22 protein-coding genes and 1 pseudogene are annotated in these 25,918 nt (G+C 46.1%); 13 read left to right on the top strand and 10 right to left on the bottom strand.

What is annotated here, in order from left to right; all coding sequences use genetic code 11:
• Nucleotides 1-2: 2 nt before the first annotated feature.
• On the top strand, nt 3-1,076 hold the full coding sequence (locus FJD32_RS16890) for a primase-helicase zinc-binding domain-containing protein (RefSeq protein ID WP_001207589.1): 1,074 nt from the start codon (nt 3-5) through the stop codon (nt 1,074-1,076).
• Nucleotides 1,077-1,374: 298 nt separating this feature from the next.
• On the opposite strand, the pseudogene FJD32_RS16885 reads toward FJD32_RS16890, so the two are convergent.
• A pseudogene (locus FJD32_RS16885) lies at nt 1,375-1,770 on the bottom strand (CHASE domain-containing protein); the annotation flags it as partial.
• 236 nt (nt 1,771-2,006) lie between these two features.
• The gene (locus FJD32_RS16880; RefSeq protein ID WP_140907800.1) at nt 2,007-3,278 is read right to left on the bottom strand and encodes a diguanylate cyclase; all 1,272 of its coding nucleotides are present in this window, start codon (nt 3,276-3,278) and stop codon (nt 2,007-2,009) included.
• A 684-nt stretch (nt 3,279-3,962) separates the two neighbouring features.
• Here FJD32_RS16880 and FJD32_RS16875 point away from each other — a divergent pair.
• From FJD32_RS16875 to FJD32_RS16865, 3 genes are read left to right on the top strand one after another with little or no spacing between them, the layout of a single operon-like run.
• Nucleotides 3,963-4,907: a thioredoxin family protein gene (locus FJD32_RS16875; protein ID WP_001260105.1), complete on the top strand. Its 945-nt coding sequence runs from the start codon at nt 3,963-3,965 to the stop codon at nt 4,905-4,907.
• Nucleotides 4,908-4,909: 2 nt separating this feature from the next.
• Nucleotides 4,910-6,298, top strand: coding sequence for a conjugal transfer protein TraH (locus FJD32_RS16870; protein ID WP_000755291.1), 1,389 nt, complete (start codon nt 4,910-4,912; stop codon nt 6,296-6,298).
• 3 nt (nt 6,299-6,301) lie between these two features.
• Entirely contained in the window at nt 6,302-9,871 is a 3,570-nt protein-coding gene (locus FJD32_RS16865; RefSeq protein WP_000263681.1) for a conjugal transfer protein TraG N-terminal domain-containing protein, read from the top strand.
• A 32-nt stretch (nt 9,872-9,903) separates the two neighbouring features.
• Here FJD32_RS16865 and eexS read toward each other — a convergent pair whose 3' ends face one another.
• Genes eexS through FJD32_RS16830 form a run of 7 tightly spaced genes read right to left on the bottom strand, consistent with a single transcriptional unit; the run spans nt 9,904 to nt 13,573 of the window.
• The gene (gene eexS, locus FJD32_RS16860) at nt 9,904-10,335 is read right to left on the bottom strand and encodes an entry exclusion protein EexS (RefSeq protein ID WP_000183215.1); all 432 of its coding nucleotides are present in this window, start codon (nt 10,333-10,335) and stop codon (nt 9,904-9,906) included.
• Nucleotides 10,336-10,389: 54 nt separating this feature from the next.
• A complete protein-coding gene (locus FJD32_RS16855; RefSeq protein WP_000566753.1) occupies nt 10,390-10,923 on the bottom strand; it encodes a FlhC family transcriptional regulator in 534 nt (177 codons plus the stop codon).
• Complete coding sequence (locus FJD32_RS16850) at nt 10,920-11,216, bottom strand: flagellar transcriptional regulator FlhD (protein ID WP_000210565.1); 297 nt, start codon at nt 11,214-11,216, stop codon at nt 10,920-10,922. The genes FJD32_RS16855 and FJD32_RS16850 overlap by 4 nt, the downstream gene beginning before the upstream one ends.
• On the bottom strand, nt 11,213-11,761 hold the full coding sequence (locus tag FJD32_RS16845) for a lytic transglycosylase domain-containing protein (protein WP_000848909.1): 549 nt from the start codon (nt 11,759-11,761) through the stop codon (nt 11,213-11,215). The genes FJD32_RS16850 and FJD32_RS16845 overlap by 4 nt, the downstream gene beginning before the upstream one ends.
• The gene (locus tag FJD32_RS16840; protein WP_140907799.1) at nt 11,748-12,410 is read right to left on the bottom strand and encodes a DUF6475 domain-containing protein; all 663 of its coding nucleotides are present in this window, start codon (nt 12,408-12,410) and stop codon (nt 11,748-11,750) included. Before FJD32_RS16840 ends, FJD32_RS16845 begins: the two co-directional genes overlap by 14 nt.
• On the bottom strand, nt 12,397-13,266 hold the full coding sequence (locus FJD32_RS16835) for a hypothetical protein (RefSeq protein ID WP_140907798.1): 870 nt from the start codon (nt 13,264-13,266) through the stop codon (nt 12,397-12,399). Before FJD32_RS16835 ends, FJD32_RS16840 begins: the two co-directional genes overlap by 14 nt.
• A 55-nt stretch (nt 13,267-13,321) precedes the next feature.
• On the bottom strand, nt 13,322-13,573 hold the full coding sequence (locus FJD32_RS16830) for a helix-turn-helix domain-containing protein (protein ID WP_000451746.1): 252 nt from the start codon (nt 13,571-13,573) through the stop codon (nt 13,322-13,324).
• Between the two features lie 117 nt (nt 13,574-13,690).
• Between FJD32_RS16830 and FJD32_RS16825 the strand changes: the two genes are divergently transcribed.
• The 9 genes from FJD32_RS16825 to deoD all read left to right on the top strand — a co-directional run bounded on the left by FJD32_RS16825 (nt 13,691) and on the right by deoD (nt 24,557).
• A complete protein-coding gene (locus FJD32_RS16825) occupies nt 13,691-14,338 on the top strand; it encodes a LexA family transcriptional regulator (protein ID WP_000854920.1) in 648 nt (215 codons plus the stop codon).
• Nucleotides 14,339-14,594: 256 nt separating this feature from the next.
• The gene (gene prfC, locus FJD32_RS16820) at nt 14,595-16,181 is read left to right on the top strand and encodes a peptide chain release factor 3 (RefSeq protein ID WP_140907797.1); all 1,587 of its coding nucleotides are present in this window, start codon (nt 14,595-14,597) and stop codon (nt 16,179-16,181) included.
• A 262-nt stretch (nt 16,182-16,443) separates the two neighbouring features.
• Nucleotides 16,444-17,208 carry a TatD family hydrolase gene (locus tag FJD32_RS16815; RefSeq protein ID WP_181159902.1) on the top strand — a complete coding sequence of 255 codons (765 nt, stop codon included), beginning with the start codon at nt 16,444-16,446 and terminating at the stop codon, nt 17,206-17,208.
• 176 nt (nt 17,209-17,384) lie between these two features.
• A complete protein-coding gene (locus tag FJD32_RS16810) occupies nt 17,385-18,644 on the top strand; it encodes a NupC/NupG family nucleoside CNT transporter (RefSeq protein ID WP_140907795.1) in 1,260 nt (419 codons plus the stop codon).
• A 349-nt stretch (nt 18,645-18,993) separates the two neighbouring features.
• Complete coding sequence (locus tag FJD32_RS16805; protein ID WP_140907794.1) at nt 18,994-19,833, top strand: outer membrane protein OmpK; 840 nt, start codon at nt 18,994-18,996, stop codon at nt 19,831-19,833.
• A gap of 411 nt (nt 19,834-20,244) precedes the next feature.
• Complete coding sequence (gene deoC, locus FJD32_RS16800; protein ID WP_140907793.1) at nt 20,245-21,015, top strand: deoxyribose-phosphate aldolase; 771 nt, start codon at nt 20,245-20,247, stop codon at nt 21,013-21,015.
• A 184-nt stretch (nt 21,016-21,199) separates the two neighbouring features.
• Nucleotides 21,200-22,531: a thymidine phosphorylase gene (deoA, locus tag FJD32_RS16795; RefSeq protein WP_140907792.1), complete on the top strand. Its 1,332-nt coding sequence runs from the start codon at nt 21,200-21,202 to the stop codon at nt 22,529-22,531.
• Between the two features lie 9 nt (nt 22,532-22,540).
• Nucleotides 22,541-23,755 carry a phosphopentomutase gene (locus tag FJD32_RS16790; RefSeq protein ID WP_011716154.1) on the top strand — a complete coding sequence of 405 codons (1,215 nt, stop codon included), beginning with the start codon at nt 22,541-22,543 and terminating at the stop codon, nt 23,753-23,755.
• Nucleotides 23,756-23,846: 91 nt separating this feature from the next.
• Nucleotides 23,847-24,557, top strand: coding sequence for a purine-nucleoside phosphorylase (deoD, locus tag FJD32_RS16785; protein WP_011071449.1), 711 nt, complete (start codon nt 23,847-23,849; stop codon nt 24,555-24,557).
• Between the two features lie 168 nt (nt 24,558-24,725).
• Here the strand turns inward: deoD and FJD32_RS16780 are convergent, their stop codons facing one another.
• A complete protein-coding gene (locus FJD32_RS16780; RefSeq protein WP_086024079.1) occupies nt 24,726-25,901 on the bottom strand; it encodes an AhpA/YtjB family protein in 1,176 nt (391 codons plus the stop codon).
• Nucleotides 25,902-25,918 lie beyond the last annotated feature (17 nt).

Genomic DNA, 25,918 nt, shown 5'->3' with positions numbered 1-25,918 from the left:
ATATGGCGTTACCTTTACAAATTGAAACAGTAAGGCCATATCTTAATGGCCAATGGCTTCAAATACTGGCGGCGTTGGTGCCAGAACTTGATGCCGCTATTGCTCGAAAAGGCCGTCATGTGGCGTGTCCTGTTCATGGCGGTCGTGATGGCTTTAGGCTGTTCAAAGATGCTGAATATACCGGAGGTGGCGTTTGTAACACCTGCGGTATCTTTCATGATGGCTTTGAACTGTTGTCTTGGATTAATGGATGGAACTTTGCTCAGTCTATTGAAGCAATCGGCCAAGTTCTAGGTATTCAACCCGGACAAATACAAGCGCCTACTCGGCCAATACCGAGTAACGCTGTTGATTGGAAGGCTAAAAAGCAGGAAGAGGACAAAGCGATTATCTATCGCTTGAATCAAACCTGGGGAGAAACGTTTTCTCTTGCAGATACTCGTGCGCAACCAGTTTGGAACTACATGCATCGTCGTGGCATTGTTATCCGGCTTCGTCCTGAATGGGATTCGGTGCTGAGGTATCATCCAAACTTGCCTTACCATGATGAAGATGGCTTGTTTATCGATAGCTACCCAGCGCTGCTAGGTAAAATCGTTACTCAGCAAGGGCGTTCGGCCACGTTTCATCGGATCTACCTAAGTGAAGATGGATTCAAAGCGCCGGTTGAAAAGCCTAAAAAGATGATGCCGATACCAAGTGACAGAACAATCACTGGTGGTGCTATTCCGATAGGTGAGCCTGGTGAGGTATTAGGTGTTTCTGAAGGCATCGAAACAGCTCTAGCGGTTACCAGAGCTACGGGACAAACATGTTGGTCGGTTGTGAATGCTACGCTACTGGCTAGGTTTGAACCACCAAGTAATGTGAAAATGCTGTACATCTGGGCAGATCACGATCTCTCTGAGACCGGCCTGAATGCAGCGAATGAACTCAAGAAAAAAGCCTGGCAGAAAGGCATTCTGACACAAGTCCTGATCCCTCCGATACCAACGTCACTTGGCGTGAAAAGTTGGGATTGGAATGACGTGCTGAATGTTTACGGTGCCATGGGCTTTCCGAAAGTTCATATCTGATCCAAGGGGCTTCGGCCCCTTTTTTTGCGTCTTGCATATTTGAAAAAACATGGAGAATGAAAAAATAGATAACCAATAGGAGAAACAAACATGATGGTATTAACCCTGTTAACAAAGCAGATTGATGGTGAGTTTACGGTTTACTGGAAGACCGGCCTTCGAAGAGGTGGTGAGCTAAAGGTCGATTTAGGTGAGCAATACGACAAGCTACCTGAGCAGCAAAAGCCAATTGCAGCTGAGCTTTATCATACACGGCTTGATATATCAGAAACCCTGTTTGCTCATGAACTCCGACTTCCTGCTGCAGTCGAACCCAACCGGAGAGCATCATTTCACCAGTGTCCATTGACCGTTGCATGGCGAAGCGTCTCACGGGCTCAGAGTACATATCATAGCCAAACGCCCTCAAGTTACGCCCCGAGAATGGCTCAAGATAGATTATCGAGGAATAAAGATCTCTTTGGCCTTCAGGGAGTACGCTGTAGGATGGAAACCCTTCAGCACGAATTTGTTCAATATGTACCTGCAGTTCTAATGGATGAATTGCCTTGGCAAATCCAATACCTTGGATGCCAGGTAAGTAGCGTTCAAGAGCCTGACGCTCGTAATAATCTCTAAATTGATGTCGGTCGACAATTTTGTAAATATTAAAAATACCTGCCGTGCCACGAAGTACCTGTTGGTAGGCTGCCATACGGCTCTTCCCGGGCTCGGAACTCGAAATAGACTTGCTCACGTTCGTGGACAGAATTGACAATAATTTGATATATCACAGCAGTGGAGCCCAGCCCAAGAACAAAAACCACTACAGCCAATAGAAACTGGATGGCATGGCTCGACTTCCCTAATGCATTCATGCTAGATATGTTCCAAATCTCAGACCACATATCATTTTACTTGATGGTATTTCACGTGCAGGTGATATGTCGTTCAATTTTTTGGAAACTCCTTCATGGTAGCTAACGTTAGTTGGTTTCGACCATTACGTTTTGACTTATACAAGGCTTCATCGCAACGGCTGATCAGCTGCTCTAAACTTTCTTTCTGAAATAATGATGCAACTCCCAGTGACACGGTGACCTTGCCTACATTCTGAAACTGCTCTGAAGCAATTCGCAATCGCAAACGTTCAGCTAATTCTGCCGCGACCATATCAGTGCAATTCTCAAGCAGGATCAAAAACTCCTCGCCGCCCCAACGAATTACCCGATCATTACCCCGAACCGACTTTCGAAGCAGACCCGATACTTGAGCTAAAATCTGATCACCAACAGGATGCCCAAAGCTATCATTAATCTGCTTAAAGTGGTCAATATCGCAAAGAATGAGACTCATGGACTCTTCCCGGCTAAGAGTAAAGCTATAAGCCTCACTTAACAACGCCTTACCATGATTGCGGTTAAACAAACCAGTTAGTTGATCCACTGTTGCCGATTCACGAAGCGCCTGCTCTTCACGAAGTCGCTCAGTGACATCTTTTCCAACACTAACATAGTTAGTAATGTTACCAGCTTGGTCTTTGATAGCGGAGATACTCTGCTCAGAATGATACAAGGTACCGTCTTTACGTTTATTAATGAAAATTGCCTGGAACGTCTTTGTTGTCATTAAAGACGCTTTTAAGTTCTTATAAAAGTCATCGTCGTGTAAGCCTGACTTGAAAAGTGTTGGTGTATTGCCGATTAATTCTGATTCTTCGTAACCGCTAACCTGGATAAACGATTGATTAACAAAGATTATCTTTGCATGCGCATCGGTAACGAGTATCGGCTCTGCTGCGGCATCCAGTGCCTGACCAAGAATTTTACTGGTCTCTTCTACCTTGGCATAAGCAGTCATATCTTGCTGCACTGAAACAAAGTGCGTGATGTCACCCACCTCATCTCGTACCGGTGAGATATTCCAGCGCACCAAATATGGCGAACCGTCTTTGCGGTAATTAGTAGTCATACCCTCGAAGTATTCACCACTGGTAAGACAACTTCTAAGCCGGTTAATCACCTTCTGATCTGTAGCAGGGCCTTGTAACATCTTCAATGACTGACCATACAACTCATCAATTGGGTAACCTGTCATCTGACAAAAAGCAGGGTTCGCAATTTTTACAGGATATCCTGCTGCCCTGTCAGCACTGGTAATCACAACCGCGTTCCAAGACTGCATAATCGCCATTTTCAGCAAGCTAAGTTCAGAATTTTCCATCGAATTTTTCTCTTCCGTTGAAAACAAAAGACTGACATGAACAGCTTATATAATCAATGCCTTAAGTATAAATGGTTTTGATTATTATAACAAAAGTATGTTTTTGACACCGTTATGGACACTCAACGCTTTTCAAATCATCGGTTATTCTCTTGATAATCTTATACAACCTATATCTAATTGATTTGCTAGTAAATTATGGTAAAGATATATGACTTTGCGTAATTCGAGGAAACTAAATCAGAAGGTTGCGATCTGATCGGCTAAGTAAGTTAATCATCCTAGTCTCATGCCGAAACCTCGCTACAAAACAACGAACTGGAAACAGTACAAAGCCCTGTTTACCTACAATCCTATTTGTATCATTGTTCACAAATAAACGCGATTACAATGTGTTACGTAGAGATTTTGATTTTAAGGAAACATGAATCATAATCGCTGATTTCCTGACTATACGATAGACTTGTAATTAACAAGTACGCAATGAGCAAATCGAGCGTATGCAGTTCGTTCTTAGTGACAAAATCATCAAATCAACTTTATCTATGGCTCATCAGACGTTAGCTGTTTTTACCAGATCACAACAGCTAGTCAGAAACACACACGATTCCTTCATCTATCTGGCCAGTCACTCTTAAGGGGATCTTTAGCATGTTAGCTCTATGAAATTTTCTGGAGCTGACAATGAGAACCCCCTTGTTCCCTTGGTTCATCCTATGGATGACCATCCCAATCATTATTTTCTTTCTATTCATCCTGCCCGCCCATGCTAGTGATGGGCAATTCTATCAGCGTGGTCAGGAAGGCTGGTTTTGGTATCAGGTCATTCCTGAACCTGAACTGCCTGATGAGCTGATAGAGCCGGAAGCTGGTGTCGTGGAGTCCAGTCAGAGCGAACTAAAGCCCTTCAGTGCCGCATGGTTCCGAGAGCATATGCAATCGTTTATGGACAAGGCAATTGATGATCCGACGAATGAGAACGTCAGAGCCTATCTGTATCTACAGCGCGTTATGATGGATAAGGGCTCACTATTTGCTGATGTTAGTCAGCAGGTGGTTATGGGCGATCCAGTTTTGGATGAAATCAGTCGCAGACCCTTGGCGACCTATGCTGCCAATCGGATGGATCGAGAAGCTGGCGCTCAACGGGATGTTGCTTTAGGTGAAGTAGCAAAACGGGCTGGCTTGTTCTTTTTCTATCGTTCAGATTGCCCTTACTGTCATGCTCAAGCGCCAATTATCGAATCAATGGCTTTGAACTACGGTTTCGAGGTGTTTGCTATTGCTGTCGATGGCTTGCCTTTACCTGGTGGAGAGTTTCCTAATTACAAAGTCGATTCAGGACAAGCTCAATCTTTGTCCGTTACGACTGTCCCTGCCGTGTTCTTAGTTGATCCGCCTAATGTCATTACTCCGATTGGCCAAGGCGCAATGAGCCTTGATGAGCTCAATAATCGAATCATTCTCGCAGCCCATCAAGCCGGTTGGATTGACGATGAAACTTACTATGCCACCAGGCCTGTTCAACCCGGCGTGTCACTCGCGATGTCAGCCCAAGAGCTTAACGATAAGATATTACAGGACCCTGAGTTCCTTGTTCGCTATCTGCGTGCACAAGGAGGGTTATAACGATGAAAAAAGTATTCCGAGTATCGCTAATCGTCTGTGCGATTGGTTTTTCGTCTATGAGCCAAGCAAGCTTGCAACAGGAGATGAATCAGTTGTTTGGTTTAATGACCAACACCACTGCTCCTGGTGTATTCGAGAGTCAGCGGCGTGGCGTTATATCTGGTGGAAGCGTTGTTGTCCGTAACAGGATCATGAACGAGAACCTCGTCTCAATGGTGCCTCCGTCATTCCAAGCCGGTTGTGGCGGCATTGATATGTTCGCGGGAAGTTTGTCATTTGTTAACGCGGATCAGTTTGTTCAATTACTTCGCTCTGTTGCTGCAAACGCCAAAGGATATGCATTCCAATTGGCGCTCAGTGCTATGTGTGAGAAATGCTCTCAGCACATGGAGACACTGCAAAAGAAAATCCAGCAGTTGAACGAGTATTTCGGCAATTCCTGTCAAATGGCTCAGGGAGTCGTGAACGATACCCTGGCTGCTTTTGGTAAAAAGGGGCAAACAGAAGCCAGCATGTTGAGCTCACTTAAAGGGGCTGGAGACGTTTTTACCAGTTGGAGTGAATCCAATGGTAAGAACCCATATGAGAACGCTTCGAGTGTCGCGGCATCTGATGTGAACAAAACGATTAAAGGTAATTTGGTTTGGCGAGCATTGAAACGTCACTCGGCATCAAGCTGGTTTGCATCGGGGGATGACCGTTTTCTTGAAGCGGTTATGTCGGTGACTGGTTCGATCATTGTTGGTGATCTTGCTAATGCCGCTGATGGCCAAGGTAAAGCCCCAAAACTGACCAGGCTGAATGGCAATAAAGTGACTATTGAGCATCTAATTCACGGCGGTAACGTCGCTATGTACCGATGTGACACAGTGACGCAAGACGGTTGTCTGAACCCGACAATTACTAACGTGACTCTTACTGGGTTATCAACCCAGGTAGAAAATTTACTTCTAGGTACAGGTTCTAGTAACGGCATTATTTTTAAATTTGCTCGAAATACAGGGGCAGCTAGCACCACTGAAAAAGCTTTTATGACCTCGGCTCCTGCAAGCATTGGCGGCATGATTCGAACACTTTCTGCATTAAATGAAGGGGCTGCTAGGTCGTTTGCTTCAAGAGCTGCGCCATTTATTGCTGTTGAGATGGCCCGAGCATTGGTTGAAGACATGCTCAATGCAGCTAGAAGTACCTCCGGCGTGGAAGATCATGCCTATGCGAAGTTATTAACGGAAGACCTTGAACGTGCACGTCGCCAAATCAATGAGGAGTACGCTGCGTTGCAGCGAAGATACGGCTCAGAGCAAGAATTGCTGGCGCATTTTAATCAGGTGATTCAGACCATTCGCAAACAGCGTTATTACACCGTTAAATCTACGGCGCTGGGGGAATAGATAATGTGGGAGATCTATTCCATCGGGGATTCAGCATTTTTAGAGCAGGTGTTGAACGCTGTCGCGATGATCACTGGTACAGGTGACTTTACTTCAATGGTTCGGATTGGCTTGCTCATTGGGGTATTGATGGTCTCTGTTCAGGCCTTAATGCAAGGTGGTCGTGGGATTAACTTTCAACACGTTTTAGTCTCATGGCTAGTCTTTGCAACCATGTTTGGGCCCAGTACCCGAGTGAGCATTGAGGATGCGTACACGGGACAAGTTCGAGTGGTTGATAATGTGCCCATCGGTGTTGCTGCCGCAGGCAGTACGATTTCGACTGTTGGCTTTCAAATCACGCGATTGTTTGAAACGGCGTTCTCAACTCCCGCCATGACGGAATACGGCTTTGCATCCAGTTTACAGTCACTGATTAAAGTGAGAAAACAGGTGATGGATCGCTCGGGGTTGGGTGATGCAAATCGTGTTGGTGGCTCGGACATCGAGCAATCGTGGTTTAACTACATTAAAGAGTGCACCTTGATTGGTATCGACATCGGCCAAAAGAACCTAGATCAGGTGCTGAGTGATCCTAACCCGATGACTGCGATTAGGTTTGATTCGCGCATTTATGGCACGCGCATCATGCTCAGTGGTAGCAGTAGCGATCTGGACTGCACCGACGCCTACAGCCAACTGAAACTCATGACAGAATCAACCTTCATTCCAAGGCTTAAACAGGTTCTGTCAGCCTCATTGGGAACTTCGTCAGCCACTGACACTGATGACGTGATCCGAAATGCACTGAATAACCTTGGTTTGGCTTCGGTTAACACCCAAGAGTACATGACCGCGTCAGTGCTTTTGCCTATTTATGAGCAAAGCGTGACGGGCAAGTATATGGATGATCAAGCTTTCACCGCAGCCGTTATGGTTAACCAAGCGATTGAGCAGCGCAATACACAATGGGCGGCGGAGCAGACGCTGTTCCAAAGTATTGTTCGTCCGATGATGACGTTTTTTGAGGGGTTCATTTACGCCATTACCCCATTGATGGCCTTTGTGATTGCCCTTGGCCAAATCGGGATGCGAATGGCCGGGAAGTACTTGTTAATCCTGCTTTGGATTCAACTTTGGATGCCTGTCATGGCCATCATTAACCTGTATATTCATTTAACCGTTGCTGGGAAAATGTCGGCGCTTGATGCCTTTGCAGGTACAGAAGTGCCATCTTTTGCTGGGATGATGCAGATGGATTCAGTGCTGCAAACCTGGATAGCTACTGGCGGCATGTTGGCGTCGAGTGTTCCGGCAATTTCGCTCATGCTCGTGTATGGCTCAGCAATAACTGCAACCCACTTGGCTGGACGTCTTCAAAACGGTGATGCCATTGATGAAAAGATGGCAAGTCCAGATGTCGCGAAAAATGCCCCGGTAATGCAATCACAGTCAATGTTCCAAAATTCAGCCCTTACGGGTTCTGCTATGACCGGAGCGTCAAACCTACTAAGCAGTTTCTCTGTAGGAAACGCAGTGGGTTCAATGGTCGGCTCTGCAAAAGAATCCATGACTCAGGCAACCCAAGCCTTTAGTCGTCAGGTTGGGAATACTATGAGTCGAACTTTTGGTGAAAAGCTAAGTTACGACAACCTGTCTTCGGTTGGACGTCAGATCGGCTCATCTAACTCCGCATCTAGCGCCGTTGTTAATCAGGTGACTGATGACCTGCAAACTCGGTATGGTTTTGGAGACGATAAAAAAGACGCTGTACGTGGCTTGGTATCGGGCGTGCTATCGGGAGGCCTAAGGGTCGGTGGCGATGGAACCATTACTAATCCCGGTGAGAAAGAAGTTGCTGATAAGGGCTTTCTTGGAAGGCTTCTTGGTACTGGCGGCAATGATTCTCCACAGGGCAACTTGCCAGGAGTCGATAAGCCAGACTCATCTCGTGTACCAAAACTATCAAGGGTACGAGCAGGGCTGGATTTAGGTGGTAACTTTAGTGGCCAAGTTGAGTCATCAGAAGGCAGTTCTCGATCTACGACCGCAAATACGCTCACTGGTGAGATGCAAAGCTTGGCATCAAGTGATTCACGACGTGCTGAGTATCGCGATGCAATGGTTAAGGACCTTTCAGATTCAAGACGTTCTGGCGTTGAGATGTCCTTGTCTAACCAAGACTATCAGTCTCTTCAGAGTTCAGCACAAGACGTTGTCACGGCATCAAACCGCTTTAGTGAGCTTGATCAGGCCAGCTACAGTCTATCAGGACAAAGAAATACTGATGGTGCGACGTTAACCCGATTAGCGGCGGATAATCCTGAAGTCATGGATTATTTAGGTCGCTATATGAACCAGCATGTTGAAGCCGGTTACCGATTACGTGAAAACCTTCCAATGTATCAGCGCTTGTTACCTGATGATAATCAGGCGTATGTGGCCGCAGCTATGGAGTCTTTAACCTATAGCAACTCTTCAACGCCCGCTGAACGCGACAATGATTATCAAGCAGCAATGACTGTTATGGCCATGGCTACCGGAGCCGATTTACGATCAATTCAGCCGCGCTCTAATGAAGGCTTGTCATCAGCTGCACCTACTTTTGGTGGTATTCAAAGCCAAGTTGAATCGGGTGTATTGGGCGGATACGAGGATGCAGCAACAGTTCAAACTCAGTTCAACGCAGCTCAATCGGCTTACCAAACCAATCTGTCTGGTATAGATGGACAGTTGAATGCGCATCAGCAGCAAGCTCAGCAGGCCGTAGCTTCTGACACAAGTACCTATCAATCTGGACTAAACAGTGAAGCTGGATCTCAGTGGCGATCACGCATTATGGCTGATGATAGCGGAGTTTCTGGTGCTGAAATGTTCTTCAACAGCGCCAGTGCTATTGGTGATTTCAGTGGCAAGCATACTGATGCAGCACTGCATACCTTGAATCACTTTGGCGAAGACTATGAGAGTTACAAAGAACAAGCGCTTGAAGATCCTGGCTCACGAGGTTTCTTGCACAACGCTACGGTGGCCAGCAAATCAACCTGGGATGGCTTAAAAGCCGCCGTTGATGCAGGAACCTCTATGGAAAATCCATTGACGGCGTTTAATGATGCATACAGTGGATCGAGTTCGCAGTATGCCTCCGAAGTAAACTGGGGCACTAAGTCTGAAGCCATGTTGGCGGGGGTATTTGGTGCGGCAGTTAACAATCGGTATGGTGAGTTCTTAGAACAGTACGCCGATGATTTTAAACAGGAAGCATACAGCGAAGGGCAGAGAATGGGATTGACCCCGATTCAAAGTCAAGTGTTCGCTCAAGCTTTCAATGAAGGTTTGGCGGGGCGCGTATTCAACTCTGAAGACTCATCGACTTGGTCGCCTGAAATGCTTGGCCTAAGGGAGCAAATGCTAAATGAGTATCGTCAAAAGGACGAGAGTGGCGCTTACATCCCTGACAGTGTGTCCGAAGAAGATAAAGCATTTGTGGATAAGCAGATAGCGGTGATCTCAAATGCATCGCTTGCGGGAGATTATGCTCAGAACAACTTGATCGATATTAGGGCCTATAACCAGGCATCAGGAAGGAACTGAAAATAGAAGGTAGCCAGCTTGTGATGGGCTGGCTATTTTTTTGGCTTTTTGGGATACCTTGGATAAAAGCCATCAAAAAACGAATGGAGCTTATACCAATACCATTTTTCTTCAATGCTCAAAGTTCTACCCGAATCTTTAACTTGGCTACTCAAGAATCTAATTCCAGTACAAATAGCTAAGAAAAAGAGTCCCAAACCAACAATTGTCCAACTCGCTTGCCAATATGCGATTGCTACAAGCATAGTGATTATGGCTATAAGTCCGATGGGATTACAGGTCGCTTTGAATCCCAAGTAGCTGAAAAAAACGACGGTGCAGAACAGAAATGGCAAAGCCGCTAACTTGGCAGATGCCGTTAATATTTCTGATGGAAAGAAATGAGCCGCAGCCAAAGTCGCCAGAAAAAGCCCCAGTGATATAACCCAGCAGCGTGCTGGTAAAGATTTAAGTAAGTTTGTCATCTTAGTACTCTCAAAGTGCACGGGCGGTGCACAATCAAATCATGTATCAGCATGTTAGTTCTCAAAAAGTGCTCTAGTGGTTTGCTCGGCCATAATCTCGCACACAGGACATTTAAGCTGAATGCGCTGTTGAGATACCGTCAAATACAGACTACCGCATCGACACCGGTGTAAGGATGCAAGCTGTGATCTTAAATCACGAGCTAGAACCCAACCTTCATTGATGGTCAGTTTTTTCCAGGGGATTTCAGCTGGAAGGTCTGCCTCTTCTCTTGCAACCAAGTACGCATCGTAAGCCTTCATCAAAGCATCGATATTTAATTGCTTGTAGACATTATCACCACCAATATTGACATAAAGCGCCATCAGCAGGGAGCCTTCAACTAGGGCTCTTCTGCTTTTAACGATGGCATCAGATTCTGGCAATTGACCAGGACAAGGTGACTTGCCAGTCACTTCTTTGTGCAGCCTTCTGATAATGTGGATTGGCAAACCTGTATCGAGCGCGATAATGGTCGTTCGAAATCCGTACTTAATAAGCAGCGAGGCTCGGGTAAACAGCTCACTTTTGGACAGGTTATCAATCATGCATCCCCCTTGTTTAGGGTTGATAATAAATAAGCGATTCTTGGGATACCTGTGCCTTTGCTCTTCACCATCTCAATCAGTTGGCTTTGGTTACCCCTTGGTTGAAACAGCATGAATGATGAGGTCGCCACTCGTTGCAGGTCGTCAACACCGGCATTAATCAGTGCATTCACCACGTCGCGTGTAAGTCCAAAGCGCAAGACCGCCTCTTGCGGATCAATTCGCGCTAATTCACGTGCTGCGTGTAGGTACGCCAAATTTAATTGATAGAAGTCTTGTTGATTGGTTGTCATTGACGGACCTCCAGTTCATGTAAAATATTGCGATAGATAGAAAGCACTCTTTGCCCATACCAGCGTGCACGCTCTTCGTTCCAACTGTGATAGCGGCCTATGCCAAGCTCTAAATCGTTTGGTGAAGACTTGATTGCTTCGGCCAAAATACTGGAGCCGACAGTAAGGTTGGTGATGGGGTCTAGCAGTTCAGCTGCTGAGCTCACTCGATGCCCATGCCAATGCAAATTGATTTGCATAAGGCCAATATCGAGCTGGTATTTTTCACTCTCTTGAAGTGCCTGGTTTAACAGTTGCTCCGCTTCTGTCTTAGATTTGGCGTAGGTTGCGTTTGAACCATTGCGAATTGCGTATGGCCATGGACTGGTCATGTTAAGACCTCGATGTGAGGCCGACTCAGCCAAGGCAACGGCGTAGAGCATGACTGGATCAATACCAACACTTTGTGCTGCTTTTTCCCACTGATAGCCCGGAAACGCATAGACTGAAGTGCTTGCGGACATGGCTATCACTAGGGCAACGGTTTTTGCTTTAATCGTTTTCATTTTTGTCCTCTAATTGATTTCCGAGAAGCACCTGAATGGCTTTCGGGCTTATTCTTTTCAAAGGCACTGCGCTAAAATTGGCGATGCCTCTCGTGTAAACTTGTGCCGCTTTTGACCAGTCACCCACGGCAACAGGCGCTTGCATATCAAATCCTTTTTGCTGGTTCTGATGGTCTGCAATACCCTGTAATAGCCTTGGGTATTCACCCACTTCGTCCCGTAGCAAGTAAGCCTGGTAGCGTGTTAAAAACTCTTTTTGCTTAAAGGGGTATTCCCTGTCATCAACCTTGCAGAGTTCAACCCATCCACCCATGTCTGAAATCACGCTGTGGATAAGTGCATCGTCAAACATCACGGATGTCCAAGCGCCAACCTGACGAACAGCCTTGTCAACTTTGTTCCAAGCAACCATGGCTCTTGATCCCGAGTTGCCATCGATATGCTTGATGACGTCAGCGGGCTTTGGAAAAAATTGCCCAGTATCCGGTGATTGAATATGCCGAGTCAGACCGATTCGCACTTCTTCAATGCTATAAGCACGAAGGGCTTCAAATGCGATGGATAGCAATTGCGGTGATACGCTTTTGCCATACATGGCCCAAGCTGCTCCCCAAACTTCAGCAAACTCGCGTTTATCAACCTCCTGCACTTGAACGAACCTCCCGAATACCTGGTCCGGCCCAGCTTTCAGCGATGCGACGATTGCTTTCTTCAATATTCAATTGGTGATTGCTGCCCTTTAGGCTCGTCGATGATCGCTGTACTTCATCAACGCGAATGTACTCGTCTTCCCATTGCCGGTTTAAAAGCCAGTTATGTGGCATAGGGGTCTTAGTCCGATCTTGATACTGCAATCGGTTGTCACGTTGCTCTTTCCAGCGTGTTAGCACTTCCAAGGCGAGTTCATGGTCTTCATTGAGGCCCATGCGTAGCCATTCTTCTTTAGCTTTCGCTTTCTTTTCTTTGCGTATTTGTACATCCCAGAAGTCTTCAAACTGTATGTGGCCAACAGTTTTAACTGTTGACTTATTGCTTCTCTCAGAGTCATCCGACCGTTGAGAGTCCCTTACCGGGTTGCCATCAGGCATAAACAATGATGAAAATTCTTCTGGAAGCCGAGCTTGGAAAGCGGCAAGTGACTTCAAAAGCGATGCCATACCAATGAAGTCGGCAGGTACATCTTTAAGCAACCGAAAGGCTGCTTTACCTTGGTTTGGGTTTTCGATTGGGTTGTGCTTCAGAAAGCTCCGAATCAAAGTCCAACCGGATTCCTCGCAACGAATCAGGAACTGATCTTGTTCTAACTCATTTAGAGCCTTGGCAACCTGTTGCTCATCCCAATTCAAGTCAGAAGCAACGTAACCAATCGGCAATCGAAAGCAGCCAAGCAAATTACAATGTGGGCATGTAAGCAAATACAGTCCTAGCAACTTCGCTGAGTCACTCCAGGACAAAACGTTTTGCTTTAGCCAAAAGCGGGTATAGACCTTGCCATAATCACGCATGGAGGAACTCGCTTTTGTGTTTACGTAAAATGCTGACCATTATTTGCCCTTAATCCTACTGGTTACTGGCTTTCAGCTCGCTTGGGCATTCGGGATAGATGTCCGGTCTTAACTGAGATCGGGTTACCTGTCCTTGCGTAGCTTGTTCGATGGGTAAAACGAATTCAGCGGGAACACGCCCTGATTTATTCAACCAAAACCAGACGTTTTGCTGTTTTGAGTTGATGGCTCGTGCTAATGCTGATTGCCCGCCGACCAAGTCAATGGCACGGCGGAGATGTTTTTGTGTTGTGTTGAACACTTCCATACCGTCTCCTGTTACAATAATAACTGTTACAAGATTGAATGTTACAGTTTAAACTGTAGATTAGTCAACAGTTAAAATTGTTGAAAGGCTACAGTTTTATTTGTAGAATACGGGCTTATGAAAACTTTATCCGAACGACTAAACCATGCCTTGCAGCTTACTGGGGTGACTCAGTCTGAGTTGGCTCGCCGCATTGGTATCAAACAGCAGTCGATCAGCCAGATTTGCTCTGGTAAATCGGCTAGGTCTCGTTACACCATGCAGATCGCGGAAGCGCTTCGCGTGAATGCTCATTGGCTCGCCACAGGTGATGGCGAGATTGGCTTGGGGGTCGGTAATGTAGAAGTAGGGCCTGACATTAAGGGAAGAATTCCTCTCATTAACTGGGTTCAGGCTGGTGATTGGACTGAAATAGCGGAGGGATTTGCCCATGAAGATGCTGAAGAGTGGCGTGAAGTCACTGGGAAAGCACATGAGGGTTGTTTCGCACTTCGCGTAAAAGGCGACAGTATGGAAAATCCAAGCGGGAAAAAATCCATACCTGAGGGGGCAGTGATAGTTGTTGATCCTGAGTTACCTTACTCTTCAGGTTCATTGGTTGTTGCGCGTTTGGATGATTCGAAAGAAGCAACCTTTAAGCAGTTGGTCATTGACGGTGAACAGAAGTACCTAAAACCTTTGAACCCCCAATACCCTGCAATACCGATCAACGGCAACTGCACCATCATTGGTGTAGTACGACAAGCTATCATCGATTTTTGGTAGCGAAGGAGTTTGTGGTTTAGCCACAGTTGTTCATGAGCTGAAGAAGCAACGATTGCAAACAGCTACAACTGAGCATTGGCGCACGCTGAGAGTAAATGCTAACCGATTAGATAACCATTGATTGTTTATAAAGTCAAGATCAGCGAAAATAGCGGCCAATTACGATTAACACGACGGATTTGACAAGCGAAGAACTGAAAAGAGAGTACTTCCAAAAGTGTGTACAAATCCGTGTACAAACTAAAAGAATTTATACATGGCAAACCAAGATTTTCTTAATGAAATCAATAAGCGAAGGACCTTTGCTATCATCTCGCACCCCGACGCGGGTAAAACCACCATTACCGAAAAAGTGCTGTTATTCGGAAACGCGCTGCAGAAAGCGGGTACCGTTAAGGGCAAAAAATCGGGTCAGCATGCTAAGTCTGACTGGATGGAAATGGAAAAAGACCGTGGTATTTCGATTACTACGTCTGTCATGCAGTTCCCCTATGGTGGCGCGCTCGTTAACCTACTCGACACTCCCGGCCACGAAGACTTCTCGGAAGATACTTACCGCACCTTGACGGCGGTAGACTCTTGCTTGATGGTTATCGACTCGGCAAAAGGGGTTGAGGACCGTACCATCAAATTGATGGAAGTAACGCGTCTGCGCGATACGCCTATCGTGACCTTTATGAACAAACTCGACCGTGATATTCGCGATCCTATCGAACTGATGGATGAGGTCGAGAACGTACTTAATATCGCCTGTGCGCCTATCACTTGGCCTATTGGTAGTGGTAAAGAGTTTAAAGGTGTTTACCATATTCTGCGTGATGAAGTGGTACTGTACCAGAGCGGTATGGGACACACGATTCAAGAGCGCCGCGTGATTGAAGGCATCGATAATCCTGAGCTGGATAAAGCGATTGGTAGTTATGCTGCCGATTTACGTGACGAAATGGAACTGGTTCGCGGTGCATCGAATGAATTTGATCATCAAGCCTTCTTAAAGGGTGAACTTACGCCAGTCTTCTTCGGTACCGCTTTGGGTAACTTCGGTGTTGACCATATCCTCGATGGTATTGTGGAGTGGGCGCCAAAGCCGTTGCCTCGTGAAAGCGATGCGCGGATGATCATGCCTGACGAAGAAAAATTCACCGGTTTTGTGTTTAAAATCCAAGCTAACATGGATCCTAAACACCGTGACCGCGTTGCCTTTATGCGCGTTTGCTCGGGTCGCTATGAGCAAGGCATGAAGATGCACCATGTGCGCATTGGTAAAGACGTTAACGTCAGCGACGCCTTGACCTTTATGGCGGGTGACCGTGAACGCGCTGAAGTGGCGTATCCTGGTGATATTATTGGTTTACATAACCATGGGACCATTCGTATCGGTGATACCTTCACCCAAGGTGAAAAGTTCCGCTTTACCGGCGTACCTAATTTCGCACCTGAAATGTTCCGCCGTATTCGTCTGCGTGATCCACTCAAGCAAAAACAATTGCTTAAGGGCCTAGTTCAGTTGTCTGAAGAAGGTGCCGTGCAGGTGTTCCGTCCATTAGACTCGAACGATTTAATTGTTGGTGCTGTGGGTGTGCTGCAGTTTGAAGTGGTTGTCGGCCGCTTAAAGAGCGAATACAACGTTGAAGCGATTTACGAAGGTATTAGCGTTTCAACGGCACGCTGGGTTTATTGTAAAGATGAGCGTAAGCTAGAAGAGTTCCGCCGTAAGTGTAGCCAAAACTTGGCGCTCGACGGTGGCGATAACTTAACTTACATTGCGCCAACTATGGTTAACTTAAATCTTTCGATGGAAAGATACCCTGATATCGAGTTCGCTAAAACGCGCGAACACTAACAGGTAAGTAACTCTAGGGTAAAAGGCGGTGATTCACCGCCTTTTTTGTATCTATAATTTGTGGGATGACTCATGATTCATTGGATAACTCGGGCGTGGCGTGCCTATATTCGTTGGTGTGACAAGATGGGGCTGACGCCAGATAATCGCCGTTGTTGTATGCCTCGGTTGGAGGACCCGCCATTAGCTCGCAATAAGCCGAATTGCTAACAAAAGGCGCCTGCATCCCAAGGAGAAACAAAATCGGAGTAACAGATTGATGATGCTAGATACCCACGCGCACCTCGATTTCGCAGAGTTTGATAGTGACCGCGAGCAGGTCGTGCAGCATATGCGACAAGCGGGCATCGATAATCTGATTATTCCGGGAGTTTCCCCGCTGCATTGGGAAAAGCAGTTGGCGATTGCAGAGCAATATCAATGTTATTTTGCCTTAGGGATCCATCCTTGGTTTTGCCTCGAAGATGTTGATAAGGCTATTTCTGCATTAACATTTCAAATTTCTCAGTTACGAGAATGTCCCCGTTTTGTTGCTATTGGTGAATGCGGTTTAGACAAACTTTATGCTGATAATTGGAGTCAGCAGTTAGCCTTTTTTGACGCGCAACTCACCCTTGCCCATGAGCTGAACCTGCCGGTTATTGTCCATGCCGTCAGAGCTCACCAAGAGGTGTTGTCCCATTTAAAGCGCCACAAACTCCCAAAAGGTGGCGTAATACACGCCTTTTCTGGCAGTCCAGATATAGCTGCTGAATATATTAAGTTGGGTTTTAAGCTAGGTATTGGGGGCTTAGTGATGAATCCCAATGCGAAAAAACTGCTCAAAACCGTCAGCGAATTGCCCCTAGACAGCTTCCTACTTGAGACTGATTCTCCTGCCATGACCCCGCAAAATGTTACAGAAAAACGGAATCAACCCGCTAACGCTGTACTTTTTATAGACAAAATTGCAACTTTGCAAAAAAAATCTAGTGTTCTAATATCAGAACACTTGGTGTCGAATGCAATGCAACTGTTTGACCTTTAGTTGTTTTTGGTTAAACAGGTGTAGGTCGCAATAGCATTTTGCTCTAAGCGGTTGACATTAAACTCCAAAATTTTGATCAAAACGACGATTTTCGACTTTCTCTCGGGTATAATCTGACTCGGAAATAGGTTGATTAACAACATAATTAAAAAGTGTTAACAATAGGGTGATGGTTAATGAATATATTGATGAGCTTAGTAGGGGTGGTCGTCCTACTTGCGATAGGTTTCCTCCTATCGAATAACAAAAAAGCAATTAACTTGCGTACTGTGGGTGGTGCATTAGCCATCCAGGCTGCCTTCGGTGGGTTTGTACTGTACATTCCTGTCGGTAAAGATATCCTGAAAAGTGTATCTGACGCGGTTTCTAGCGTTATCGGTTATGCACAAAACGGTATCGGCTTCCTGTTCGGTGATTTAGCTAACTTCAAACTTGGCTTTATCTTCGCAGTAAACGTGTTGCCAGTTATCGTGTTCTTCTCCTCTCTGATCGCCGTTCTGTACTACTTAGGCATCATGCAGTGGATCATCCGTATCATCGGTGGTGGTCTGCAAAAAGCATTAGGCACAAGCCGTACTGAATCTATGTCTGCGACTGCTAACATCTTCGTTGGTCAAACCGAAGCGCCGTTAGTGGTTCGTCCATTCATCCCAACTATGACTCAATCAGAACTGTTTGCGATCATGGTGGGTGGTTTAGCTTCTATCGCAGGTTCAGTACTTGCTGGTTACGCGCAAATGGGCGTGCCTATTGAGTACTTAGTTGCTGCGTCATTCATGGCGGCACCAGGTGGTCTATTAATGGCTAAACTGATGCACCCAGAGACTGAAGTGGCTAAAAACGACATGGATGAATTACCAGAAGATCCTGATAAGCCAGCTAACGTATTAGACGCTGCTGCTGCGGGTGCTTCATCTGGTATGCACTTAGCGTTAAACGTAGGTGCAATGCTGTTAGCCTTCGTTGGTTTGATCGCAATGATCAACGGCATCATCGGTGGTGTAGGTGGTTGGTTTGGTGTTGAAGGTTTAACACTGGAACTGATCCTTGGTTACATCTTCATGCCTTTAGCTTTCTTAATCGGTGTACCTTGGAACGAAGCGCTGGTTGCTGGTTCTTTCATCGGTCAGAAGATCGTTGTTAACGAATTCGTAGCTTACCTGAACTTTGCTCCATACTTAAAAGACATCGCTGATGGCGGTATGGTTGTCGCTGAAACTGGTTTAGCTATGACTGACAGAACCAAAGCGATTGTTTCGTTTGCTCTGTGTGGTTTCGCTAACTTGTCATCAATTGCGATTCTGCTGGGTGGTTTAGGTGCTATGGCTCCTAACCGTCGTCACGATTTAGCTAAAATGGGTGTTCGTGCTGTTATCGCCGGTTCTTTAGCTAACTTAATGAGTGCAACAATTGCGGGTCTGTTCTTAGCTATCTAAGTGCAGAAACGTTGGGGAGTCTCTCCCCACTAACTGGGCCTTGACCATGCAGGGCAGGGCCTAAGTTAATTCAACCATTTTCCAATAGTGATTCCTGAAGTGAGTAGTTTCTCCGATTGTCTAAGGTAGATGACGGTTAAACTATAGCTGTAATGCTGCCTAAACTGTCGTGATGTACGGTTAAGTTAATTAGTCGTAAATAGTAAGTCGCGACTTTGTTCACAATTAAGAATTTTGTGTTCGTGATTTTACGCCAGATTATTGAGATTTTTTTTAATCGAGGTAAAATGCGAGCGCCACAAAAAGAACGCTACCCAAGACGGTAGCAACCAAAATAATGGGGTTGATGATGAAAAACGTTAAAACTTTAGCTTTAGCCGCTACAGCAGTAGCTGCAATCTCTGGTAACGCATTTGCTGCAGACCGTACAGACCTTCACGGTTCTGACTACAAGTGGATGCAGTTCAACGCTATGTACTCTATCGGCGAAAAGCCAGATAACCCAGCTTCTGGTGACCAACACAACTACTTAGAAATGGAGTTCGGCGGCCGTTCAGGTATTTTCGATCTGTATGGTTATGTTGACGTATTCAACTTAGCAAACGAAAACACCAAAGACGGTGACAAGAACCCAGGTTCTGGTACCAGCAAACTGTTCATGAAATTTGCTCCACGTGTATCTATCGATGCATTAACGGGTAAAGATTTATCTTTCGGTCCAATCCAAGAAGTTTACTTCTCTACTCTGTTCAACTGGGACGGTCTGAACGGTGAAGGCGTTAACTCTACTTTCTGGGGTGTTGGTGCTGACGTAAACGTGCCTTGGTTAGGCAAAACAGGTATGAACCTGTACGGTTACTACGACATGAACGCGAAAGAATGGAACGGTTACCAATTCTCTGCTAACTGGTTCAAGCCTTTCTACTTCTTCGACAACAAGAGCTTCCTGTCATTCCAAGGTTACATCGATTACCAATTCGGTGCTGACGAAGACAAGACAGCTTTCGTACCAAAAACTTCAAGCGGTGGTAACATCTTCTTCGGTCTATACTGGCACTCAGATCGTTACGCTCTGGGCTATGGCCTGAAAGGCTTCAAAGACGTTTACCTGTTAGAAGACGGTGCTGGTGCACTGGCTCTAGAATCAACAGGTTGGTCACACTACCTGTCAGCTACTTACAAGTTCTAATTTCTTGTAAGAGCCGTTGGAGCCGCGATGGCGGCTCCATCTTTTATGTGTCATGAATCTTTATCTAAACCCATTTATAATTCGAGCAGTGCGTTTATATAAAGGTTTGTGTTTTTCTCGCGCTAAAACGGATTTTTCGCGGAAAAGTAGGAACAAGACATTATTCGTATCCTCTCTTCCGGTCTTCAAGGATTCAAGTCGTGATCACTTATAGTCAATTTAAGTGTCAGGATGCCTAGTTATGTATAGGCAAGATTGAATACCTAATAAAAATGTAATTTGCCCTACACAAATTACTCGGCATCGCCTGAAGGCCCGGCCATATAAAAATAATCAAAATAATGCCACCTCTAAGCGTTGCTTATAAGCGACTGATTTCTGTTTATTTGTTTTTTCTTTTGGAGAGCTATTATGACTGATTTAAAAAAAGCAGCACAACGCGCCATCGAACTTATGGATTTAACCACCTTAAACGATGACGATACTGATCAGAAGGTGATCGACCTGTGTCACAAAGCGGTAACGCCAGCGGGTAATACTGCTGCCATCTGTATCTATCCTCGCTTCATTCCTATCGCACGTAAGACCCTCGATGAGCTGGGCGCCGAAGACATTCAAATCGCGACAGTAACCAACTTCCCACACGGTAACGACGATATCGCTATCGCGGTATTAGAAACCCGTGCCGCCGTTGCCTATGGTGCCGATGAAGTCGACGTAGTATTCCCTTACCGCGCGCTGATGGAAGGTAACGAAACAGTCGGCTATGAGTTAGTCAAAGCCTGTAAAGAAGCTTGTGGTGAAGTATTACTGAAAGTGATTATTGAATCGGGTGTATTAGCCGATCCTGCGCTTATCCGCCGCGCCTCTGAACTGTCTATCGATGCGGGTGCTGATTTCATCAAGACTTCTACCGGTAAAGTACCTGTCAACGCGACCCTTGAAGCGGCCGAAATCATGCTGACTGTGATCAGTGAAAAGAACACCAAAGTGGGCTTTAAGCCTGCTGGCGGCGTACGTGATGCTGCTCAAGCTGCAGAGTTTTTAGGTGTGGCTGAGCGTATTCTTGGTGCAGAATGGGTCTCTCCACGTACCTTTAGATTTGGTGCTTCAAGCTTACTCAACAGCTTGTTACACACTTTAGAATTAGCCGATGCACCTAAGCCGATTCAAGGCTATTAATCGAACATTGCATCTCGATTAATACCAAAATCGTATATCGAAACTAATTAAGTGTGACCTAAATCTAGTTGGAAACATCAAAACTTCGATAGCATGTAATTGTAATATTGCTACAGTTTTGATGTTTCATTGCAAAGCTAAATAACGGATATGTTGTATTAGTATTTAGCTTGGAGGCAGTATCATGTTTCTAGCTCAAGAAATTATACGTAAGAAACGCAATGGTTTAGCCTTGAGTGCCGAAGAGATCCAGTTCTTCGTTAAGGGTATAACCACCAATGCAGTGTCGGAAGGTCAGATCGCCGCATTAGGCATGGCTGTGTATTTTAATGACATGAATATGGATGAAAGAATCGCTTTGACTACGGCAATGCGCGATTCTGGCACTGTACTCAATTGGCAATCACTTGGTCTTAATGGCCCTGTCATCGATAAACACAGTACAGGTGGTGTCGGTGATGTGATTAGTCTTATGCTCGGCCCTATGGCCGCTGCCTGCGGTGGTTATGTGCCGATGATTTCGGGTCGCGGACTCGGACATACAGGCGGTACGCTCGATAAGTTCGACGCTATTCCCGGTTATCAAACCGAACCTTCGAGTGAATTGTTCCGCAAAGTGGTTAAAGACGTTGGTGTGGCGATTATTGGCCAAACTGGTGATCTGGTCCCCGCCGATAAACGTTTCTACTCCATCCGTGACAACACTGCGACCGTCGAATCCATCTCCCTCATTACCGCCTCTATTCTCTCTAAGAAATTAGCTTGTAGTCTCGATGCATTGGCGATGGACGTTAAAGTCGGTAGCGGCGCATTTATGCCAACTTACGAAGCCTCTGAAGAGCTTGCTCGCAGCATTGCGGCGGTAGCCAATGGCGCAGGTACTAAAACGACGGCCTTACTCACCGACATGAACCAAGTATTAGCCTCATGTGCGGGTAATGCGGTTGAAGTGAAAGAAGCCATCGACTTCTTAACCGGTGCTTACCGTAATCCTCGTCTGTACGCTGTGACTATGGGTCTTTGCGCCGAGATGTTACTCCTTGGTGGCTTAGCGACCGATGAAACGGATGCCCGTGCCAAGTTAAACCGTGTACTCGATAATGGCCGTGCTGCCGAGATCTTTGGCAAGATGGTTTCAGGCCTCGGTGGCCCCGTCGATTTTGTCGAAAACTACAGTAAGTACTTACCGCAATCACAAATTATTCGCCCTGTCTTTGCGGATACCCAAGGTTATGCTTACAGCATGGATACCCGCGAACTCGGTTTAGCCGTGGTTACCTTAGGTGGTGGTCGTCGCAAACCTGGTGATGCACTCGACTACAGTGTTGGTTTGACGCAAGTCTGTGCCCTTGGCGATAAAATTGATGCTTCTACGCCGATTGCTGTGATCCACGCGCAATCTGAAGAAGCCTTTGCGCAGGCAGAAGAAGTGGTGAAAAAAGCGATTCATATCGATGAAGTCGCTCCAGAAAAAACACCTGAGATCTATGCTTATATTCGAGCTTCGGATCTTTAAGGAAGAATTATGAAACGTACAGTTATAATGATGTTGGATTCCTTTGGCGTGGGCGCTGCTGGTGACGCCGCCAAGTTTGGGGATCTAGGTTCTGACACATTTGGCCATATCGCTAAAGCGTGTGCCGAAGGTGAAGCCGATATCGGCCGTGAAGGTCCGTTAACGCTGCCAAACTTGGCCCGTTTAGGTTTGGCCCATGCGGCGATGGAAAGCACGGGGGCGTTTGCTCCAGGCTTTGCGGACAATGTTGAGTTGATTGGTGCCTATGGCCATGCTCAGGAATTAAGTTCGGGTAAAGATACCCCGAGCGGTCACTGGGAAATGGCGGGAGTACCCGTATTATTCGAATGGGGCTATTTTAGCGAGCACCAAAACTCATTCCCTAAAGAGCTGACCGATAAGATTTTGGCCCGTGCGGGACTCGATGGCTTTTTAGGTAACTGCCATGCTTCTGGTACTACTATTCTGGAAGAATTAGGCGAAGAGCACATGCGCTCTGGTAAGCCAATTTTTTACACCTCGGCAGATTCTGTATTCCAGATTGCATGCCATGAAGGCACATTTGGCTTAGAAAATTTATATCGTCTTTGCGAAATCGCCCGTGAAGAGTTAGAACCTTATAACATTGGCCGCGTGATTGCGCGTCCATTCGATGGTACTGGCCCAAGCGACTTTGCTCGTACTGGTAACCGTAAGGATTACTCCCTCGAGCCGCCAGCGAAGACAGTGTTAGATAAGTTAAAAGCCGCCGGTGGTGAAGTGGTGAGTGTGGGCAAGATTGCCGACATTTACGCTTACTGTGGCATCACCAAAAAGGTGAAGGCAAACGGTTTAGAAGCGTTATTTGATGCAACGTTAGCCGAAGTGAAATCAGCGGGTGAAAATACTATCGTATTCACTAACTTTGTTGATTTTGACTCCCACTATGGCCACCGCCGTGATGTAGCAGGTTATGCGAAAGGGCTGGAGTATTTCGACTCGCGTTTACCTGAAATGCTGGCGCTGCTGGATGAGGACGATCTGTTAATCCTCACCGCTGACCATGGTTGCGACCCAACATGGCAAGGTACGGACCATACTCGTGAATATGTGCCTGTATTGGCCTATGGCGCAGGACTGAAAGCCGGTTCACTCGGTCGCCGTAACAGTTTCGCTGATATCGGCCAATCTATCGCAAGCTACTTCAAGCTTGAGCCGATGGAATACGGTGAGTCGTTTATCTAAGTAAACGTGCAAGATCTCGATTTGGCGGCCAGCATTGGGCCGCCAGTAAACAAAGACTTAAGTCTTAATAAAATAAACAGGGGTTATTTCGATGGCAACACCACACATTAATGCTGTAGAGGGCGCATTCGCTGAGACGGTTCTGTTTCCAGGCGATCCATTACGTGCAAAATATATCGCTGAAACATTCTTAGAAAATGTTGAGCAAGTGACTGACGTTCGAAACATGCTAGGTTTTACTGGTACTTACAAAGGTAAACGTATTTCTGTTATGGGTTCAGGCATGGGTATTCCTTCATGCTCAATCTATGCAACCGAATTAATTAAAGACTACGGCGTTAAGAACCTGATCCGCGTGGGTACTTGTGGCGCGATCAGCACTGACGTTAAAGTGCGCGATGTGATCATCGGCATGGGTGCTTGTACCGATTCTCAAGTTAACCGCTTACGTTTCAAAGGCCAAGATTTCGCGGCTATCGCGAACTACGAGCTGATGAATGCCGTGATCGAGTCTGCCAAAGTTAAAGGCACTAAGATCCGTGTTGGTAACGTTTTCTCTGCCGACCTGTTCTACACTCCTGATCCACAAATGTTTGACGTGATGGAAAAAATGGGCGTGTTAGGCGTAGAAATGGAAGCCGCTGGTTTATACGGTGTTGCCCATGAATTCGGTGCCCGTGCATTGTGTGTGGTAACGGTATCTGACCATATCCGTACTGGCGAAAAAACCACTTCTGAAGAGCGTCAAACCACGTTCAACGATATGATCGTGATGACATTAGACGCTGCAATTACGCTGTAATGTGTTGCTAATGCAGTCATAAGAAAAGGGTTCGCATTGCGAACCCTTTTTATTACCCTGTCTTCTTTTAGATTAGCCTGCTAAACCGTCCTGCCAAATGTTCGATGGATAAAATCCTGTAATGCGGCGCAGACCAAAGATGCCTCAGTTTGACCTGAGACGCTTCAATTAACCCGTTGAGTCTGTGTCTAAATCGCTCGGTTGAACAGGGACTTTCTCCGTGGAGGATTTCGAGGTATTGGTCTTCACGCGGCGGACAGATTTAACCTTAGGTTTATTCGGGGTGGATACTGAGGTTTGTGGCTCTGTGGCCGACGCAGCAGCTTGCGTCGACTGCGTTTTAGACTGAGGCATAGTGTTGGATGATGATTCATCCTTTGCTCCCATCTCAGGAGCTATCTCTGGTTTTAACTCAGTTTTCAGATCAGACACTTGCTCTGGCGTTTGCTCAGACTCAGTTTTTGTTTCTGTAATGGCTTTGGCCTTCTTCACTTTAGGCTGAATACTGGCTTGATTACTGTTTTCATCCGGCACTTTAGCGTTTTCTGTGATTTTTTCTAAAGGCAAAGTATCTGTAGTTGGTTTATTTTCTTCGGTTTCTTTATTTTCTGTCGGCTTTTGAGCGGCCTCTGTATCACTCGCGATGACTTCATCCAACTGCTCATCCTGATGACCCGCAGGCTTCGATTCCTCAGCCGCTTCAGGGTTTTTTATGGCTTTATTCTTTTTAGGGTTTTTACGCAATTTGGCGCGGGTGCGGCGACGGTCAAAATCGGCGCGCTTAAAAGATAAGGCGCGGGATAGCAACATGCCGATAAGGCCGGCAACAAGCAGCATGATTTGTTGTTGCTCCATATTTAGGTTATGCGCTTCTTTGATTTCATTAAAAAATAGTTTGGTATCGAGCCTAACCTCGACATAACCTAAATTCTTGCCATCCTGAGTCACGGGTTCAACATAGGGCGGATATTTGCTCAGTAGCAGACTCATTTCTTCTGATTCGGGATCTAAGGCATCTTTAGTCAGGCTTTGAGCAAAGGCTAAGCGTATTCCTTGATCGCTAAATATTGCAGCCGACATCACCTTAGGATCTTCAACTAGGGCGCTGGCGAGCCACTGGAGTTGCTCATCATTTTGTAATTGTAGGGCGGGCGCCGCGCTATAGGCCGTTTGCTGCACCAGTAATCTGGCCATCTTTTGCGTTTGGGACTTTAGAAGCAGCTGACCTTGTAGTAGGCTTGTTTGCCACAATTGCACTAAGCCGACCATCAAGGTCAAGGCGATGGCGATTTGGAGCAGTCTACTGATTTTATGGCTTTTCTTTAGCCCTTTAAGATATAACACTTTGACCCTTAATAATG

Origin of the sequence: Shewanella sp. LC6, assembly GCF_006385735.2 — a bacterium.
Lineage (GTDB): Bacteria > Pseudomonadota > Gammaproteobacteria > Enterobacterales > Shewanellaceae > Shewanella > Shewanella xiamenensis.
This window is presented reverse-complemented; position numbering and strand designations above follow the sequence as displayed.

What these genes read in the sequence shown, in the direction of transcription:
- FJD32_RS16830 (WP_000451746.1), bottom strand. Translation starts at nt 13,573, where the DNA reads ATGGAAGTGTTCAACACAACACAAAAACATCTCCGCCGTGCCATTGAC.
- FJD32_RS16880 (WP_140907800.1), bottom strand. Translation starts at nt 3,278, where the DNA reads ATGGAAAATTCTGAACTTAGCTTGCTGAAAATGGCGATTATGCAGTCT.
- deoA (WP_140907792.1), top strand. Translation starts at nt 21,200, where the DNA reads ATGTTTCTAGCTCAAGAAATTATACGTAAGAAACGCAATGGTTTAGCC.
- deoD (WP_011071449.1), top strand. Translation starts at nt 23,847, where the DNA reads ATGGCAACACCACACATTAATGCTGTAGAGGGCGCATTCGCTGAGACG.
- FJD32_RS16815 (WP_181159902.1), top strand. Translation starts at nt 16,444, where the DNA reads ATGCTAGATACCCACGCGCACCTCGATTTCGCAGAGTTTGATAGTGAC.
- eexS (WP_000183215.1), bottom strand. Translation starts at nt 10,335, where the DNA reads ATGACAAACTTACTTAAATCTTTACCAGCACGCTGCTGGGTTATATCA.
- FJD32_RS16850 (WP_000210565.1), bottom strand. Translation starts at nt 11,216, where the DNA reads ATGACAACCAATCAACAAGACTTCTATCAATTAAATTTGGCGTACCTA.
- FJD32_RS16825 (WP_000854920.1), top strand. Translation starts at nt 13,691, where the DNA reads ATGAAAACTTTATCCGAACGACTAAACCATGCCTTGCAGCTTACTGGG.
- FJD32_RS16890 (WP_001207589.1), top strand. Translation starts at nt 3, where the DNA reads ATGGCGTTACCTTTACAAATTGAAACAGTAAGGCCATATCTTAATGGC.
- FJD32_RS16805 (WP_140907794.1), top strand. Translation starts at nt 18,994, where the DNA reads ATGAAAAACGTTAAAACTTTAGCTTTAGCCGCTACAGCAGTAGCTGCA.
- FJD32_RS16875 (WP_001260105.1), top strand. Translation starts at nt 3,963, where the DNA reads ATGAGAACCCCCTTGTTCCCTTGGTTCATCCTATGGATGACCATCCCA.
- prfC (WP_140907797.1), top strand. Translation starts at nt 14,595, where the DNA reads ATGGCAAACCAAGATTTTCTTAATGAAATCAATAAGCGAAGGACCTTT.
- FJD32_RS16790 (WP_011716154.1), top strand. Translation starts at nt 22,541, where the DNA reads ATGAAACGTACAGTTATAATGATGTTGGATTCCTTTGGCGTGGGCGCT.
- FJD32_RS16810 (WP_140907795.1), top strand. Translation starts at nt 17,385, where the DNA reads ATGAATATATTGATGAGCTTAGTAGGGGTGGTCGTCCTACTTGCGATA.
- FJD32_RS16835 (WP_140907798.1), bottom strand. Translation starts at nt 13,266, where the DNA reads ATGCGTGATTATGGCAAGGTCTATACCCGCTTTTGGCTAAAGCAAAAC.
- FJD32_RS16870 (WP_000755291.1), top strand. Translation starts at nt 4,910, where the DNA reads ATGAAAAAAGTATTCCGAGTATCGCTAATCGTCTGTGCGATTGGTTTT.
- FJD32_RS16855 (WP_000566753.1), bottom strand. Translation starts at nt 10,923, where the DNA reads ATGATTGATAACCTGTCCAAAAGTGAGCTGTTTACCCGAGCCTCGCTG.
- FJD32_RS16845 (WP_000848909.1), bottom strand. Translation starts at nt 11,761, where the DNA reads ATGAAAACGATTAAAGCAAAAACCGTTGCCCTAGTGATAGCCATGTCC.
- deoC (WP_140907793.1), top strand. Translation starts at nt 20,245, where the DNA reads ATGACTGATTTAAAAAAAGCAGCACAACGCGCCATCGAACTTATGGAT.
- FJD32_RS16865 (WP_000263681.1), top strand. Translation starts at nt 6,302, where the DNA reads ATGTGGGAGATCTATTCCATCGGGGATTCAGCATTTTTAGAGCAGGTG.